Raw genomic sequence first — 14,480 nt, 5'->3', positions numbered from 1 at the left:
CGCGTATCGAGGCTCGCACGGCGGGTTCAGCACACAGGGGGCCGTGCGGCCCGCGATCCAGGAGGACTCGAGTGACCGACCCATTCGCCAAACAGCCCGAACCGGGCCCGCAGTACGGCGCGCCTGGTACGGGCCCGCAGTACGGTCAGCAGCAGCCGGGGTACGGCCAGCCGCAGCCCGGTTACGGTGAGCCTCAGCCCGGTTACGGTCAGCAGCCCGCCTACGGACAGCAGCCCGGATACGGTGCGCCGCAGCCCGCGTACGGTCAGCCCGGCCCCTACGGTCAGCCGATGCCCTACGGCGCGGATGCCGAGGCCCCGTTCGGCCGCGATCCGTACGGCGTCCCGTACTCGGACAAGTCCAAGCTGACCGCGGGCCTGTTGCAGATCCTGGTGGGCGGCCTCGGCATCGGCCGCTTCTACCTCGGTTACACCACCATCGGTGTGCTGCAACTGATCACGTGCGGTGGCTTCGGTATCTGGTCGCTGATCGACGGCATTCTCATCCTCACCGGCAAGGTGCCGGACCCGCAGGGTCGTCCGCTCAAGGACTGATCGCGCGGTAGCGACACACCGACTTCGGCGGGCACCACTGGGCAGGGCGGTGCCCGTCCGCCGTTTATCATCACCATGCGTGATCGCACAAGGTTTTCGCGCGATCAGATGGTTGACGTGCCACCCGGTTGGTTTACGGCGTACCCTTTGTCGGTTGTCCGTCGCGTGGGTCGACCACGCTCGAGGAGAGGTAGTCCCCGTGCGCCGTAAGTTGTTGGCCGCCGTATTCGCCGTAGTCGCCGCCACCGCGGCGCTCACCGCATGCAGCAGCGGCAATGACGACCCCAATGTGCTCAAGATCGGCACCGAGGGCACCTACGCTCCGTTCAGCTATCAGGACGGCGGCAGCATCACCGGCTACGACGTCGAGGTCGCCAAGGCCGTCGGCGAAAAGCTCGGCCGCAAGGTGGAATTCGTGCAGACCCCCTGGGATGCGATCTTCGCGGGCCTCGAGTCCAAGCGCTTCGATCTGGTCGCCAATCAGGTGACCGTGAATCCCGAACGCGCGCAGAAGTATTCGCTCTCGCAGCCGTACACCACCTCCGAGGGTGTCATCGTCACCAAGGCCGATAACACCGGTATCCACGCGCTCACCGATCTGAGCGGTAAGACCTGCGCGCAGTCGGTCACCAGCAACTGGAACAAGGTCGCCGCGGGCGCGGGTTGCAAGGTCGAGGGCGTCGAGGGCTTCGTACAGGCCATCCAGCTGCTCAAGAACGGCCGCGTCGACGCGACGGTCAACGACACCCTGGCCGTGGGCGAGTACAGCAAGAAGACCAATGATTCCAGCGTGCACGTCGCGGGCAAGACCGGTGAGACCAGCAAGCAGGCGTTCGCCGGGCGCAAGGATTCGCAGGCGCTGATCGATCAGGTCAACACCGCCCTTGATCAGCTGCGCGCGGACGGCACCCTGGCCAAGATCTCCGACAAGTACTTCGGCACCGACGTCAGCAAGTAAGCGGCACAGGACGATTGGACGACTGGCGACCGAATGGACGACGCCACCTGGGAACTGATCCGGGCGAATCTGTGGCCGATGTTGAAGGCCACCGTCGAGATGACGCTGCCGCTCACCGCCATCAGCTTCGCTATCGGACTGGTGCTGGCGCTGTTCGTGGCGCTGGCCCGGATGTCCAAGCTGTGGCCGGTATCGGCGGCGGCCCGGTTCTACATCTCGATCATTCGCGGCACGCCGCTGCTGGTGCAGCTGTTCATCGTGTTCTACGCGCTGCCGCAGTTCCACATAGTGATCGATCCGTTCCCGGCGGCGGTGATCGCGTTCAGTCTCAATGTCGGCGGATATGCGGCCGAAGTCATTCGCGGCGCTATTCTTTCGGTCGCCGAGGGGCAGTGGGAAGCGTCCTATGCGGTCGGTATGAGCTATGCGCAGGCACTGCGTTTGATCATCCTGCCGCAGGCCGCGCGGATCGCGGTGCCGTCGCTGTCCAACACCCTGATCTCATTGGTGAAGGACACCTCGCTGGCGTCCACCATCCTCGTCACCGAGTTGTTGCGGACGGCTCAGCTGGCGGCCGCGCCGACGTTCGACTTCTTCGCGCTGTATGGCGTAGCGGCACTCTACTACTGGGTAATATGCCTGGTCCTGGGCTTCGGGCAAACCCGGTTGGAGACCCGCCTCGGACGGCACGTCGCGCGCTGACCGGCGGTTAGCTGAACGGCATGTGTATATCTTTCGCGGGAGCGTGTGCCCGTTCAGCGGGACACCAACGGCAGGTCTAGGGTTGATGCCGTGATGCGACGAACGAAGATTGTGTGCACACTCGGACCGGCTGTGTCGTCCGAGGACCGTATTCGTGAACTCGTTGAGAGTGGAATGGACGTGGCGCGGCTGAATTTCAGCCATGGCGAACACTCCGACCATGCCGACAACTATAAAAAGGTGCGTCAGGCCAGCGATCTGCTCGGCCGCGCGGTGGGAATTCTCGCCGATCTCCAGGGACCGAAGATCCGACTTGGCCGGTTCATCGAGGGTAAGACCGTCTGGGCGACGGGTGAAGAAATCCGCATCACGGTAGACGACATCGACGGCACTCACGACCGAGTTTCGACCACCTACAAGCAGCTCGCGAAGGACGCCAAGGCCGGGGATCGGCTGCTCGTCGACGACGGCAAGCTGGGACTGACCGTCGAGCGTGTCGACGGCAATGACGTGATCTGCCGGGTCACCGAGGGCGGCCCCGTCTCCAACAACAAGGGCGTCTCGCTGCCGGGTATGGATATTTCCGTTCCGGCCCTGTCCGAGAAGGACATCGAGGATCTCGAGTTCGCGCTGAAGCTCGGCGTGGACTTCATCGCGCTGTCCTTCGTGCGCTCCCCGTCCGATGTGGAGCTGGTGCACGAGATCATGGATCGCGTGGGCCGCCGGGTGCCGATCATCGGCAAGCTCGAAAAGCCCGAAGCCATCGACAATTTGGAGGCCATCGTGCTGGCCTTCGACGCCATCATGGTGGCGCGCGGCGACCTCGGCGTGGAGCTTCCGCTCGAGCAGGTGCCGCTGGTGCAGAAGCGTGCCATCCAGATGGCGCGCGAGAACGCCAAGCCGGTCATCGTGGCCACCCAGATGCTGGAATCGATGATCACCAATTCGCGGCCCACCCGCGCCGAGGCGTCCGATGTGGCGAATGCGGTGCTCGATGGCGCTGACGCGGTGATGCTTTCGGGGGAGACCTCGGTCGGCGACTACCCGATCGAGACCGTGCGCACCATGGCCCGCATCGTGCACGCGGTGGAATCGGAATCCTCCACTCGGGTGCCGCCGCTGACCCATGTGCCGCGCACCAAGCGCGGCGTCATCTCCTACGCGGCGCGCGATATCGGCGAACGGCTCAATGCCAAAGCGCTGGTTGCCTTTACGCAGTCCGGTGATACGGTGCGCCGCCTGGCCCGCCTGCACACCCCGCTGCCGCTGCTGGCATTCACCCCGAATCCGGCGATTCGCAGTCAGCTGGCCTTGACATGGGGCACTGAAACATTCATCGTCCCCACCGTCGATAGCACTGACGAGATGATTCATCAGGTGGATACCGCGCTGCTGTCGATCGGCCGGTACCGCAAGGGCGATCTCGTGGTGATCGTGGCGGGCTCCCCGCCGGGTACCGTGGGGTCGACCAATCTGATCCACGTGCACCGCATCGGCGAGGAGGACCACTAGGTGAGTGCGTCGCTTGACGAAACCCTGACCGGGGCTGAAACACCGGCCCCGGCCGATGATCTACGGGTGCTCCTCGAGCTGCTCGATCTCGAGGAGCACGGACCGGACATCTTCATCGGACAGCACCCGGAGAAGGTGTGGAGTCGCACCTTCGGCGGGCAGCTGGTTTCGCAGGCGATCATCGCCGCCGGGCGCACGGTCGGCCCCGGCCGGCCGGTGCACGCGGTCAACGCGCATTTCGTGCGCGGCGGCGATGTCAAGAAGCCGATCGAATATCGCGTCGATCGGCATCGCGACGGGCGCGCGTTCGCCAATCGCACGGTGACGGCCTATCAGGACGATCAGGAACTGTTCGTCATGCTGGCCGCCTTCCAGGACTGGGGTAAGGGCCTCGAGCACGGTTCGCCGCTGCCCGAGGTCGCCGATCCGGAAAACCTTCCGCGCGTGGAGGAATCCTTCATCGGCATGGAAGACAAGCTCGAAATGTTCGTCAAGGCACCGCATCCCATCGATATGCGGTACACGAACGATCCGGCCTGGATCCTCAAGGGTACGGGCGAGAAGCTCAACCACAATCGGGTGTGGATGCGCACCGATGGCGCGCTGCCCGATGATCCGCTGATTCATGTTGCGGCGCTGGCGTATTCGTCCGACACCACGGTGCTGGACTCGATCATCACCACGCATGGGCTGTCCTGGGGGCATGACCGGATTCTCGCGGCCACGGTGAACCATTCCATCTGGTTCCACCGGCCGTTCCGGTTCGACGACTGGGCGCTGTACGCCACCGAATCGCCGGTCGCGGCGGGCTCGCGCGGGCTGGCGCGCGGTCACTTCTACTCGCGCGCAGGCGAACTCCTGGCCACCACGGTGCAGGAAGGCGTCATCCGGCACTTCCCGGCCCGCGCCTGAACCGAGACAGCAGATCTGGGCCGTACCCGTCGCGCGGGTGCGGCCCGTTCGTCATTCCGGCATGGTCTGGGCCGGAATCCACCCGCTCGCAATGGATGCCGAGGGGTAGCGGCTCAGATGAGCTCGCGGTTCTCTTCGAGGTCGAAGTTCTCCCGCTGCAGCGCGTGCACGATGTAGGGGATGGGTTCGTCCGCGGATAGCTCGAGCACCAGCCGCTGCTCCAGCCGGGCGATGCCCGCCTTGGTGAGCTGGCGCGCCTCGCCGACCAGGCTCAGCGCTATCTCGTAGGTGCGGCGCTCACCCGGATCGGCGTCGGGATGATCCAGGCGCCACTGGGTTTCGAGGACCGTATGGGTGGGATCGTCGCACTCCACCGGAAGGGTGAAGCGCCACGCGAAGATGTCGCGATCGTCCACGTAGTCATCCACGACGCGGCACACGGTTTCGGTGACGCGGTGGAGGGTTTGCGGTGTGACGAAAACATGGAGCGAAACATCCGAAATGCGCTTCGGCATGTCTGAGTCCTGTTCCTGTGTCGAACCACCGGCGGTGGTGTTCCGCGCGGAAGTGTAATCCCTTACCGGACTTAGCGGGCAGACAGGTGTATTGACACGCAGGGGCCAGCGTAATCCTGGTTACGCCACAAGGGAAGTAGCAGCGGGCCGCGAATGACCGAAATCGCTGCCGAGTGGCCGGAATTCGCCGACGTCGGTGGCCGGAATTCGTATGTGTCGCCGGCCGGAGCGGGGCCTATCCGGCCGAGTGCCGCACGGGTTCGGCTGACCGCCGGGACAATTCGGGCAGCGGACCGGTATCGGCGCGTCCGCCCGGCAGCACCAGCAGCGCGGGGCGCTGCGGCGCGTCGGCGTCACCCGCGCCGCGCCGCTGGATGGTGGCCTGCGGATGCTGATGCGCGTGCAATGCGAGCAGCAGCGGCACCAGCGCCTCGGCGATCCGATCGCCGACCTCGCAGAACTGCTGGGCCTTCAAACCCACCGGGTCCGAGATGTTCTCGCGCCCCACGTAGGCCAGATCGTCGCGGGCGGCGTGCAGTCCGACCACCGAGCGCGCACCGCTCACCTTGGCGATGCGGTACGCCTCCAGCAGGGTGAAGGTGCGGGGCAGCGCCTCGGGCACCAGTTCGCGCACCTGATCCCGGATCTTGTCGGTCATGGTGAGCACCAGATCGGCGCGCAGCACCATCTCCGGTTTCAGCCGGCGCGCCTTGAATCCGCTCGGGTCGCCGCCGAGTCCGATGATCGTTTGCGCCGCAAGCGGTTCCGCCGGGAAGCCGACCAGCGCCCGCACGCCCGCACTTTCGGCGGATAGCTCCTGTAGCCCGTGTTCGGCGGCCACCGCCAGCGTGAGGCGCTCGGCGATGACGGACCTGCAAACGTTGCCGCTGCACACGAAGAGCACATGCATGCGCTCAACGTATGCCCATGGCGCGGCCGCGAAAACGCCTGGAAGACCGAATCACACGTTTCGTCCGGGAAGTTCATCTCGCGGCCGAATGTCGGTCGCCTGGAGTTCGCTCCCGGCGTAGTACTCGGTCTCGTCGACCACCGATTCGACCAATGGTTCCGCGCCCCGCACGCGCTGGCGGGTGGAGAACATGCGGCCGCGCGCGGGCACCATCGGTGCGAATCGGGTGAGCCCGGAAACCGGGGACATATCGTCGTACACCGAATCGATCCCGCCGCGCGCGAAATACGCCTCATGCCAGAAGCCGGTGCCGCCGGAATCCTTCAGGAAGTCCCGCCACCAGATCTTGTGCGGTTCGGATCTGGTCCAGCGCTCCAGACTCTCCAGATCGCGCCAGTACTGCCGCGCACCCCAGTGCGGCGGGAACAGCGACCAGATCACGTCCTCATGCGAGAGCAGGCCGTCCGGGCGGTCGTGATGGGATCTGTAGAGCTTGGGGCCCACACCCAGCAGTCGCAGGATGCCGCGTGCCCGGTGCACCCGCATACCGAGCAGGATGACCACCAGGTCCGGGTATTCGGACAGATCCGCCGTAACCCTGTGCACCCGCATGAGGAGACCTCCACTTCGAACCGAGGCCGTCGTCAGGTCGGTCTGTGCGGATGTACGAGATAGCCGCTACGACGGTTCGGACCCTCTTCACTACGCGTCCCCTGGGGTCCAGCATGCTCTCTCGGGCCCGCGGATGCCATCCAGCCGTCCAGTCCGTTACCGCTATTCGTGCACGTTGAGCGAATTCACCACCAGTCGCGTGGCGTCCGCGAGCAATGCGTTATCGGTGGTGGCGTCGGGTTCGGTCTTGGTGGCCAGCATCGAGATCACGATCGGGCCGCCGAGTTCGGTCCAGGCGATCGCCACATCGTTGTTGCCGCCGTAGGCCGGGGTGCCGGTCTTGTCGCCGACCGTCCAGCCCGGCGGCAGACCGGCTCGAATCCGTTGTGCGCCGGTGGTATTGGCGACCAGCCAGGCTTTGAGCTGATCGCGTTCGGGCTGTCCGAGTACATCGCCGAGCACCAGGGTGCGGTAGTCGGCGGCCAAGGCGGCCGGGGTGGTGGTGTCGCGCTCATCGCCCGGAATATTGGTGTTGAGATCGGTTTCCCAGCGGTCCAGACGGCTCACCTGATCGCCGATGCTCCGCATGAACGCGGTGATCGCCGCCGGTCCGCCGAGTTGCTTCAGCAGTTGGTTGGCGGCGGTGTTGTCGCTGGCCGTAATGGCGGCATGACAGAGTTCCGAGATCGTCATACCGCTCTCGACTCGCTGCGAGCTGATCGGCGAGGCGGCCACCACGTCCTCCTGGCCGAAATGCGCCACGGTGTCCCAGTATCCGGTGTGCAGCGGATGCTGCTTCAGTAGCGCCCCGCACGCGATTCCCTTGAAAGTGGATGCCAGCGCGAACTTCTCGTCCTTGCGATACGACACCTCGTGGCCGCTGTCGGTATCCACCGCGAAGACGCCCAGGCGTGCGCCGTATCTGGTTTCCAGATCGCGCATCGCGCCGGTGACGTCGACGGTTTCGGCGGCGCTGCCTGTGGTTTCCTTCGCGTCGGGGCCGGAATCGTCACCACCGCCACATCCCGCGATCGCGATGAGGGCCGCCGCCCCCAAAACCGTGCCACGCCACCCGAACCGCATACGCATCCTTTCGTCGCCGCTATTCCATTACCGACCCTAATAAACCCGGGCGATCAGCTGCCATCGGGCAAATGCCGCATCCCGCGCAGCGGTCGCGCCACGCCGGTTCCCATCCGAACCGTGAGTCGTTCTAATGCCGTGCGGGACCAGCACCGGCCCGGATACTGTCCGGTGGTGAGCTCCGAAACCGTCGCCGCCCCGCGCACCTACCACCTACGCGATCTGGCCGAAATCTATGTACTGGCACAGGCGAACTGGTCCGATCCGATCGGTGGCTACATCCAGGAGAACACCGCCTACAACGCGGCCCTGCGCAAGTACCGCGAACGATTACTGAGCGGCCTGGAAGACCTCTACAGCCTCACCCTGGAAATGGGTCAGATGGTCGAAATTCCGCGCGGCACAGTCCTGTTCATGCACTTCAAACGTACCGTGAACTCGCTGCTCGCCCAGCGCACCCCCACCTCCGGACAGCAGGAGGCGGGCCTGCTGTTGCGCTCGCTCGAAGCGGCCGGCGATCAGGGCCGCCAGGTGCTGGCAACCTCGGCCCGCATCGACAAACTCATGCACTCCTCGCGAGAAGCCCACCTGGACATGCTCGAAGCGCTGCTCGGCATTCTCGCGGGCAGCCGCGCCAGCCTCACCTTCACCTCGGCGGACCTGCAAACCCGCGGCATCGACGATGTGCCGCCGGCGGTCGAGGATTTCGCCGAGGGCAGCGCCTGAGACGTTCGGCGGCGATTCCGATCGTGTCGGCTCGAGCCCGCGAGATCTTCGCGCACTCCGCCGATGCCGTGTGAGCGAGTTCAGTGTTCGTTGTAGCCCTGCGGGGCGCGGGCCGGACGGGTCTCGGTGCGGCATATCGGTCATCCGGTGCGCGCCGTCGGCTGTGTCAGCATTCCCAGTCGAGCACCGGTCCGAGGGCCTTGGACTGTGCCGATGAGGGGATCAGGCGCAGGACGGCGTTTCGGATGAATACCGCCGGGGCCGAAGCCAGTTGGGCGACCGAGCCGATCTTGCCGGAGCGTGCGGCGATCATCTGAGTCCGGGGTCGGCGTTCGGCGTCGTAGCGGGTGAGGTCTTTGTCCGCCGTGGCGACGCGGGCGAGCACGACCGCGTCCTCCAGGGCCTGGCATGCGCCCTGGCCCAGATTCGGGGTCATGGCGTGGGCGGCGTCGCCGATCAGGGCGATGCGGCCCGCCACATAGGTTGTCAGCGCGGGCAGTTCGTAGATGTCGTTGTGCAGCACGGCCGCGTCGTCGGCGGCGGCGAGCAGGCTCGGGATCGGATCGTGCCAGGTGCCGAAGCGGCGGCGCAGTTCGGCGAGGCCCTCGCTCGCGATGCCCGCGGGCGCGTTCGCGGTGGCGAAGCAGTAGACGCGGCCGTCGGCCAGTCCGGCATAGCCGAATCGCTCACCGCGGCCCCAGGTTTCGCCCAGATCGCCGACGGGGGCGGTGGGGGAGACCACCACTCGCCACGCGGTGTAACCGCTGTAGCGGGGTTCGACCACGCCGCAGACCGCGCGCCGCACGATGCTGTGGATGCCGTCGGCTCCGACGATCACATCGCCGGTGGAGGTGCCCCGCGAATGGGTGACGGTGCCGTCGGGGCGCACCTCGGTCACCGTGATGCCGGTGCGCAGCGTGTTATGCGGCAGTGCCGCGCGCAGCATGTCCAGCAGGTCGGCGCGGTGGATCATGATCGGGTTGCCGTAGCGGGCCCGCATCGTTTCGGTATCGGCGCGGGACAGCCACGCGCCCCTGCTGTTCCGGATTCCGGCCGAGCCCTCCTCGATGGCGCGCGCTCGCACCCGCTCGCCCAGACCGAGCGCGTCGAGTGCGCGAATGGCATTGGGCCACAGGGACAGTCCCGCGCCGACCTCCTTGATCGCGGCGGCCTTCTCCAGCACCTCGACCTCCCAGCCCTGTCGATCGAACGCGATGGCCGTAGCCAGTCCGCCGATTCCGCCGCCGATGATGAGCGCCTTGGGCATGTCGTTTCCCTTCGATCCGAATCGGCTCTCCCGAGCCGCTCGCTGCACGCCATGAACGGTACTACTCCTGTAGTGAAAAAACTACTGATGTAGTGTCAATCACTACCGATGTAGTATCCGTGCATGCCCACCAAACGCGAGCTGATCCTCGATGGCGCGATCGAACTCCTGGGTACGCGCGGCCTGCGCGCTCTCACCCACCGCGCGGTCGACGAGCTCGCGGATATGCCACCGGGCTCCGCCTCCAACTACTTCCGCACCCGCGACGCCCTGCTCACCGGCATCGCCGAACGCCTAGAAGAACGCGACTACGCCGACTGGCAAGCCGTCACCCGCATCGCCGCCCCCAGTACGCTCCCGCAATTCATCGACGGCCTCGCCGCCCTGCTCGCTCACGCCGTCACCACCGACCGCACTCGCACCCTCGCCCGCTACGCCCTATTCCTCGAATCCCAAACGGCCCCCGGCCTTCAGGAGGTCCTACTCCGCGGCCACACCCGCCTGACCGAATGGATCGCCACCATGCTCCGAGCGGTGGTCCCGAACGCGCCACCCGAGGTGACCCCGCTCGTGGTCAAATACATCGACGGCGCAGCCCTGCATCAATTGACTTATCCGGCAACAGATTTCGACCCGCATCCGGGTGTGGATCGCATCGTCCGCGCCCTACTCGCCTGACGATTCAACTGTGTACCGTGTGCTATGGATTTGGCTGGGGACAGCGTTCGGCCGCAAGCGCCATCGGGCCGGGGCGAGCGGGCCACGGTGCCGCCGGATTCCGGATGCGGCGGCGGGCAAGTTGTCCTGACCTACAGCGTCGGCGAGCTCATCCAGACCCGCCGCCCGTGTCGCCTCGAGCACGTCCGCGATGAGTCCGCGGCGAAATCGCCGCCGGAGCCCGCCGAAATCGCCCATATGGGACCGGTTTGCGGTATCTCCCCGAAACTTCCCGAGTTGACCAAGCCATCGCCGGATCGGCTCCGATACCCCTTGTGGCCGACCCCATCCCGAGGGGTCGGTTTGTCCATGTCGATCCAGCTACTTCGAAAGGCCGGTCCTACATGAGGTTGTTCAGTGCGCGGTTTGCGGTCGCGATCGCGACCACCGGTTTCGCCGCGATCGCGCTGGCGGGTCCCGCCGCCGCCGACCCGATGAGCGATATCGAGCCGCTCCTGACCTCGAGCTGCTCCTTCGCCCAGATCGACTCCGCCCTGCACAAGGTCTCCCCGGAAACCGCGGCCCAGCTCGACGCCGCCCCCGCCCAGAAATCCGCCATCAAGAACGCCTACGACCAGCCGGTCGACCAGCGCCGCACCGCATTCCAGAACCTCATCGCCCAGCAGCAGCAAATGGGCGTGAGCGCCGACACCAACGCCGAATTCGGCAACAAGCTCTCCCAGGTCGTCGACACCTGCGGCCAGTACTGATCCCGCACAGAGCGGCGGGGCAGGGTTGCCAACCAACCCTGCCCCGCCTCCGCTCCGGCCGCACCGATCTCATATGCGTCGACCCGCAGGGCGGACCCGCCCTCACTCCGGCAGTAGCCGCCTGTCGAATCCGGCGGCGACCAAGCGCGAGAAGGCTTTTCGCACGGCGTCGGGTATCGGTTGTTCGATGGCCCAGCCCTTGGCCGGATAGACCCGGAGTCGCTGGGTGTCACCGACCAGCATAGTGATGACGCGATCGACATCGCCGATTCGAGCGATGTATTCATCGAGCGGCACCGGGCGGGATGCGCAGGTGACTTCGACTCCGGGCCAACGCTTTCGGCAAATCGCATAGCTCCGCCGCTGCTGATAGGGGCGGGAGATCAGCAGCACCGAGCCGGTACGCCGCAGGACCGTGTGCTCCTCGATGAGCGCCCGTGTGAAGTCGATGTTCTCGCCGGTATTGGTAGCCCTCGGCTCGACGAGGATCGCGCTGTCCGGCACGCCGAGTTCGAGCGCGCGCTCACGAAAGTGCACCGCCTCACCCCGAGGGAACGCTTCCACCGTGCCCGGCGCATTGGCCCCGGTGAACACGATGGTCGGGAAGAACCCGCGGTGGTACAGCTCAGCCGCATAAACCGGCACATCCCGATCATGACTGCCGAGCCCGATCCCGATATCCACCGGTTTCGGCTCATGACCCATTTGGTTGAAGTCCCACAGCGTTTCGACATCGTCGCGCAAATCCTGGGGGATCGTCATCGGCGCGTGTCTCCCGGGGCGAATGAGTAGAGGGCCGTTCCGGGTGTGTTCGGAACGGCCCTCTATTTTGGTGCCGAGTGTGGGAATCGAACCCACACGTCCTTTCGGACAACGGTTTTTGAGACCGTCGCGTCTGCCTATTCCGCCAACTCGGCGCACCGCGTTGGAACTATAGCGGGTGGTGGGGCGGATGACCTAACCGGGGCTCGGGAGGGTGGGGGTGAGAATGACACGGTTGTGATACTGGTCGGTTTGCGCTGGGTACGTGGGTTGTGGCGGGGGACGGACGGTACTCTTTGGGGTACTCGGGTACGTGCCGATCCGTCGAGGGTGGCTTCGGACCGATGTACGTCGGGTGTTGGTATATCGGAGCGACAGGGGTTCATCTATGGGAACGACAGCAGGGGGCGGTTCGAAGAAGGATGCTGCGGCATCGGCCCCCAAGCGGGTGGTGGTTGCCGAGGACGAGGCGCTCATCCGGATGGACCTGGTGGAGATGCTCTCGGAAGAGGGTTATCACGTGGTGGGTGAGGCGGGCGACGGTCAGCAGGCCGTGGAGCTCGCCGAGGAGTTGCGTCCTGATCTGGTGATCATGGATGTGAAGATGCCGCGCCGCGACGGAATAGACGCCGCCGCCGAGATCGCGTCGAAACGTCTTGCGCCGGTGGTCATTCTGACCGCGTTCAGCCAGCGCGATCTGGTCGAGCGGGCACGCGACGCGGGCGCGATGGCCTATCTGGTGAAGCCGTTCACGAAGTCCGATCTGGTGCCCGCCATCGAATTGGCCGCCAGTCGCTTCCACGAGATCGCCGCGCTGGAAAGCGAAGTCGCGAATCTGTCGGATCGTTTGGAGACCCGCAAGCTCGTCGAGCGTGCCAAAGGTGTGCTCATGCAGACCCAGGGCCTCTCGGAACCGCAGGCATTCAAGTGGATTCAGCGCACCGCGATGGACCGTCGCACCACGATGAAGGCGGTCGCGGAGGTCGTACTGGAGAATCTCGCGCCGAAGTAGGTCGCGATTGCCCGAACATTGCCCCTCTGTTGCCGGAAATGCGCCAGCGCAATTAACCCACCGGTAACACGAGGGGCTCTTTCGTTTGTTGCGATGTCACATGAATGATCCGAATGTGATGCGGACCTAACGTGGCGGGGATATGTTCTGTCCGGGCCGATCGATGGGGCGGCCCTCCTCGGCGAGCCGGGGGAGCACAGAACATAGAGGTGAATCGTGCTTGGTTCAGTGACAAAACCGCGCAGCCGCATGGCGCGCGCGGTGGTCATCGGAGCTGCGGCAGTACTCGCGCTCAGCGCTGCCGGCTGCGGCAGCAAGTCCACTGATAATGCCGGTACCAGTGGAGACAACAACAGCAGCCTGACCATTGCCCCCCTTGTCCAGATCGACAAGGACGGTAAGGAAGTGGCCAGCGCCGACAACTCGGCCGCGGCCAATCCCGCCAGCGACGGCAACGATAAGTGCGCGCCGCAGACGATTGCCATGTCCGGACCGCTCACCGGCCCGAACGCCAATCTCGGTCTGAATATCGTGCGCGGCGTGAAGCTCGCGCTGGACCAGCACAACAAGGCGAATCCGAACTGCCAGGTGGCCGTCAAGGAATTCGACACCGAAGGTGACCCGCAGAAGGCCACCCAGGTCATTCCGACGATCATCAACGATTCGTCCATCGCCGCCATGATCGGCCCGACCTTCTCGGGCGAGACCAAGGCGACCGGCCAGGTCATCAGTGATGCGGGTCTGCTGTCGCTGACCCCGTCCGCCACCAACGTCACCCTCACCACCAACGGCTGGAAGACCTTCTTCCGCGGCCTCGGCAATGACGGTGTGCAGGGTCCGGCGGTCGCCAAGTACCTCGCCGGCACCGGCAAGTACAAGAAGATCTGCGTCGTACAGGACAACTCGGATTACGGTACGGGCCTTGCCAAGACGCTCACCGAGGGTCTCGGCTCGATCGCCGATTCCAGCTGTGCCACCCAGGTGAAGGCCGGTGACAAGGACTTCTCCGCCGCGGTCTCCAAGATGGCATCCGCCAAGCCGGATGCCATTTTCTATGCGGGCTACTACGCCGAGGCGTCCCCGTTCGTGCGCGCGCTGCGCACCGGCGGCGTGACCGCCACCTTCATCTCCGATGACGGCACCAAGGACGTCGAGTTCACCAAGCAGGCGGGCGACGCCTCCAAGGGTTCGCTGCTGTCCTGCCCCTGTGGTCCCGCGCCCGATAAGTTCGCCACGGATTACAAGGCGTTCAACGGTTTCGACGCCGGCACCTACTCCACCGAGGGCTACGACCTGACCACGATCGTGCTCAAGGGCATCGCCGCCGGTAAGACCAGCCGCGCCGATCTGGTCTCGTACGTCAAGACCTACCAGGGCCAGGGCCTGGCCCGCGAATACAAGTGGGGCGATACGGGCGAGCTGTCGAACGCCCTGATCTGGATGTACGAAGTCAAGTAGTCACCGACTCTGGAGCGGCGCGTGCCGGTAATACGGCGGGTCACAAACCCGTTCGGCACGCGCCGCTTCC

The 14,480-nt window shown here is 65.4% G+C and carries 16 protein-coding genes and 1 tRNA gene; 10 read left to right on the top strand and 7 right to left on the bottom strand.

Annotated features, from left to right (window positions below):
• The first annotated feature begins 71 nt into the window (after positions 1-71).
• The 5 genes from AB0L82_RS29695 (at position 72) to AB0L82_RS29675 (ending at position 4,638) form a co-directional block, all read left to right on the top strand.
• Positions 72-554 (top strand): TM2 domain-containing protein, encoded by a 483-nt coding sequence (locus tag AB0L82_RS29695; RefSeq protein WP_364643304.1) that lies wholly within the window; start codon positions 72-74, stop codon positions 552-554.
• Positions 555-753: 199 nt separating this feature from the next.
• On the top strand, positions 754-1,512 hold the full coding sequence (locus tag AB0L82_RS29690; protein ID WP_364643302.1) for a transporter substrate-binding domain-containing protein: 759 nt from the start codon (positions 754-756) through the stop codon (positions 1,510-1,512).
• Between the two features lie 33 nt (positions 1,513-1,545).
• Entirely contained in the window at positions 1,546-2,214 is a 669-nt protein-coding gene (locus AB0L82_RS29685) for an amino acid ABC transporter permease (protein WP_364643300.1), read from the top strand.
• Positions 2,215-2,304: 90 nt separating this feature from the next.
• Positions 2,305-3,726, top strand: coding sequence for a pyruvate kinase (gene pyk, locus AB0L82_RS29680; RefSeq protein ID WP_364643298.1), 1,422 nt, complete (start codon positions 2,305-2,307; stop codon positions 3,724-3,726).
• Positions 3,727-4,638: an acyl-CoA thioesterase II gene (locus tag AB0L82_RS29675; protein ID WP_364643296.1), complete on the top strand. Its 912-nt coding sequence runs from the start codon at positions 3,727-3,729 to the stop codon at positions 4,636-4,638.
• 113 nt (positions 4,639-4,751) lie between these two features.
• Here AB0L82_RS29675 and AB0L82_RS29670 read toward each other — a convergent pair whose 3' ends face one another.
• The 4 genes from AB0L82_RS29670 to bla all read right to left on the bottom strand — a co-directional run bounded on the left by AB0L82_RS29670 (position 4,752) and on the right by bla (position 7,758).
• Positions 4,752-5,153 carry a hypothetical protein gene (locus AB0L82_RS29670; protein ID WP_364643294.1) on the bottom strand — a complete coding sequence of 134 codons (402 nt, stop codon included), beginning with the start codon at positions 5,151-5,153 and terminating at the stop codon, positions 4,752-4,754.
• Between the two features lie 235 nt (positions 5,154-5,388).
• Entirely contained in the window at positions 5,389-6,063 is a 675-nt protein-coding gene (locus AB0L82_RS29665) for a low molecular weight phosphatase family protein (RefSeq protein ID WP_364643293.1), read from the bottom strand.
• Between the two features lie 51 nt (positions 6,064-6,114).
• Positions 6,115-6,675: a DUF4188 domain-containing protein gene (locus tag AB0L82_RS29660; protein ID WP_364643291.1), complete on the bottom strand. Its 561-nt coding sequence runs from the start codon at positions 6,673-6,675 to the stop codon at positions 6,115-6,117.
• Between the two features lie 162 nt (positions 6,676-6,837).
• Positions 6,838-7,758: a class A beta-lactamase gene (gene bla, locus AB0L82_RS29655; RefSeq protein WP_364643289.1), complete on the bottom strand. Its 921-nt coding sequence runs from the start codon at positions 7,756-7,758 to the stop codon at positions 6,838-6,840.
• A gap of 174 nt (positions 7,759-7,932) precedes the next feature.
• Between bla and AB0L82_RS29650 the strand changes: the two genes are divergently transcribed.
• A complete protein-coding gene (locus tag AB0L82_RS29650) occupies positions 7,933-8,484 on the top strand; it encodes a hypothetical protein (RefSeq protein ID WP_364643287.1) in 552 nt (183 codons plus the stop codon).
• A 166-nt stretch (positions 8,485-8,650) separates the two neighbouring features.
• Here the strand turns inward: AB0L82_RS29650 and AB0L82_RS29645 are convergent, their stop codons facing one another.
• Positions 8,651-9,751, bottom strand: coding sequence for an FAD-dependent monooxygenase (locus AB0L82_RS29645; RefSeq protein ID WP_364643285.1), 1,101 nt, complete (start codon positions 9,749-9,751; stop codon positions 8,651-8,653).
• A 123-nt stretch (positions 9,752-9,874) separates the two neighbouring features.
• On the opposite strand from AB0L82_RS29645, the gene AB0L82_RS29640 reads away from it, so the two are divergent.
• Together AB0L82_RS29640 and AB0L82_RS29635 are read left to right on the top strand one after the other, a co-directional pair.
• On the top strand, positions 9,875-10,429 hold the full coding sequence (locus AB0L82_RS29640) for a TetR family transcriptional regulator (RefSeq protein WP_364643283.1): 555 nt from the start codon (positions 9,875-9,877) through the stop codon (positions 10,427-10,429).
• A 383-nt stretch (positions 10,430-10,812) separates the two neighbouring features.
• Complete coding sequence (locus AB0L82_RS29635; RefSeq protein WP_364643281.1) at positions 10,813-11,178, top strand: hemophore-related protein; 366 nt, start codon at positions 10,813-10,815, stop codon at positions 11,176-11,178.
• A gap of 102 nt (positions 11,179-11,280) precedes the next feature.
• Here AB0L82_RS29635 and AB0L82_RS29630 read toward each other — a convergent pair whose 3' ends face one another.
• Together AB0L82_RS29630 and AB0L82_RS29625 are read right to left on the bottom strand one after the other, a co-directional pair.
• The gene (locus AB0L82_RS29630) at positions 11,281-11,940 is read right to left on the bottom strand and encodes a YdcF family protein (protein ID WP_364643279.1); all 660 of its coding nucleotides are present in this window, start codon (positions 11,938-11,940) and stop codon (positions 11,281-11,283) included.
• Positions 11,941-12,008: 68 nt separating this feature from the next.
• Positions 12,009-12,095, bottom strand: a tRNA-Leu gene (locus AB0L82_RS29625).
• Between the two features lie 233 nt (positions 12,096-12,328).
• On the opposite strand from AB0L82_RS29625, the gene AB0L82_RS29620 reads away from it, so the two are divergent.
• Positions 12,329-12,952 (top strand): ANTAR domain-containing response regulator, encoded by a 624-nt coding sequence (locus AB0L82_RS29620; protein ID WP_364643277.1) that lies wholly within the window; start codon positions 12,329-12,331, stop codon positions 12,950-12,952.
• Between the two features lie 249 nt (positions 12,953-13,201).
• Positions 13,202-14,410, top strand: a complete 1,209-nt coding sequence (locus AB0L82_RS29615; protein ID WP_364644189.1) for a branched-chain amino acid ABC transporter substrate-binding protein — start codon at positions 13,202-13,204, stop codon at positions 14,408-14,410.
• Positions 14,411-14,480 lie beyond the last annotated feature (70 nt).

It is taken from the genome of Nocardia sp. NPDC052001 (genome assembly GCF_040680615.1).
GTDB lineage: Bacteria > Actinomycetota > Actinomycetes > Mycobacteriales > Mycobacteriaceae > Nocardia.
Note: the sequence above shows the minus strand (reverse complement) of the source record. Positions and strands in the feature narration are given on the sequence as shown.

Excerpts from the sequence above, each read along its gene's own strand:
- AB0L82_RS29685 (WP_364643300.1), top strand. The coding sequence starts at position 1,546 with ATGGACGACGCCACCTGGGAACTGATCCGGGCGAATCTGTGGCCGATG.
- AB0L82_RS29670 (WP_364643294.1), bottom strand. The coding sequence starts at position 5,153 with ATGCCGAAGCGCATTTCGGATGTTTCGCTCCATGTTTTCGTCACACCG.
- AB0L82_RS29665 (WP_364643293.1), bottom strand. The coding sequence starts at position 6,063 with ATGCATGTGCTCTTCGTGTGCAGCGGCAACGTTTGCAGGTCCGTCATC.
- AB0L82_RS29660 (WP_364643291.1), bottom strand. The coding sequence starts at position 6,675 with ATGCGGGTGCACAGGGTTACGGCGGATCTGTCCGAATACCCGGACCTG.
- bla (WP_364643289.1), bottom strand. The coding sequence starts at position 7,758 with ATGCGGTTCGGGTGGCGTGGCACGGTTTTGGGGGCGGCGGCCCTCATC.
- AB0L82_RS29645 (WP_364643285.1), bottom strand. The coding sequence starts at position 9,751 with ATGCCCAAGGCGCTCATCATCGGCGGCGGAATCGGCGGACTGGCTACG.
- AB0L82_RS29640 (WP_364643283.1), top strand. The coding sequence starts at position 9,875 with ATGCCCACCAAACGCGAGCTGATCCTCGATGGCGCGATCGAACTCCTG.
- AB0L82_RS29635 (WP_364643281.1), top strand. The coding sequence starts at position 10,813 with ATGAGGTTGTTCAGTGCGCGGTTTGCGGTCGCGATCGCGACCACCGGT.
- AB0L82_RS29630 (WP_364643279.1), bottom strand. The coding sequence starts at position 11,940 with ATGACGATCCCCCAGGATTTGCGCGACGATGTCGAAACGCTGTGGGAC.
- AB0L82_RS29620 (WP_364643277.1), top strand. The coding sequence starts at position 12,329 with ATGGGAACGACAGCAGGGGGCGGTTCGAAGAAGGATGCTGCGGCATCG.
- AB0L82_RS29615 (WP_364644189.1), top strand. The coding sequence starts at position 13,202 with ATGGCGCGCGCGGTGGTCATCGGAGCTGCGGCAGTACTCGCGCTCAGC.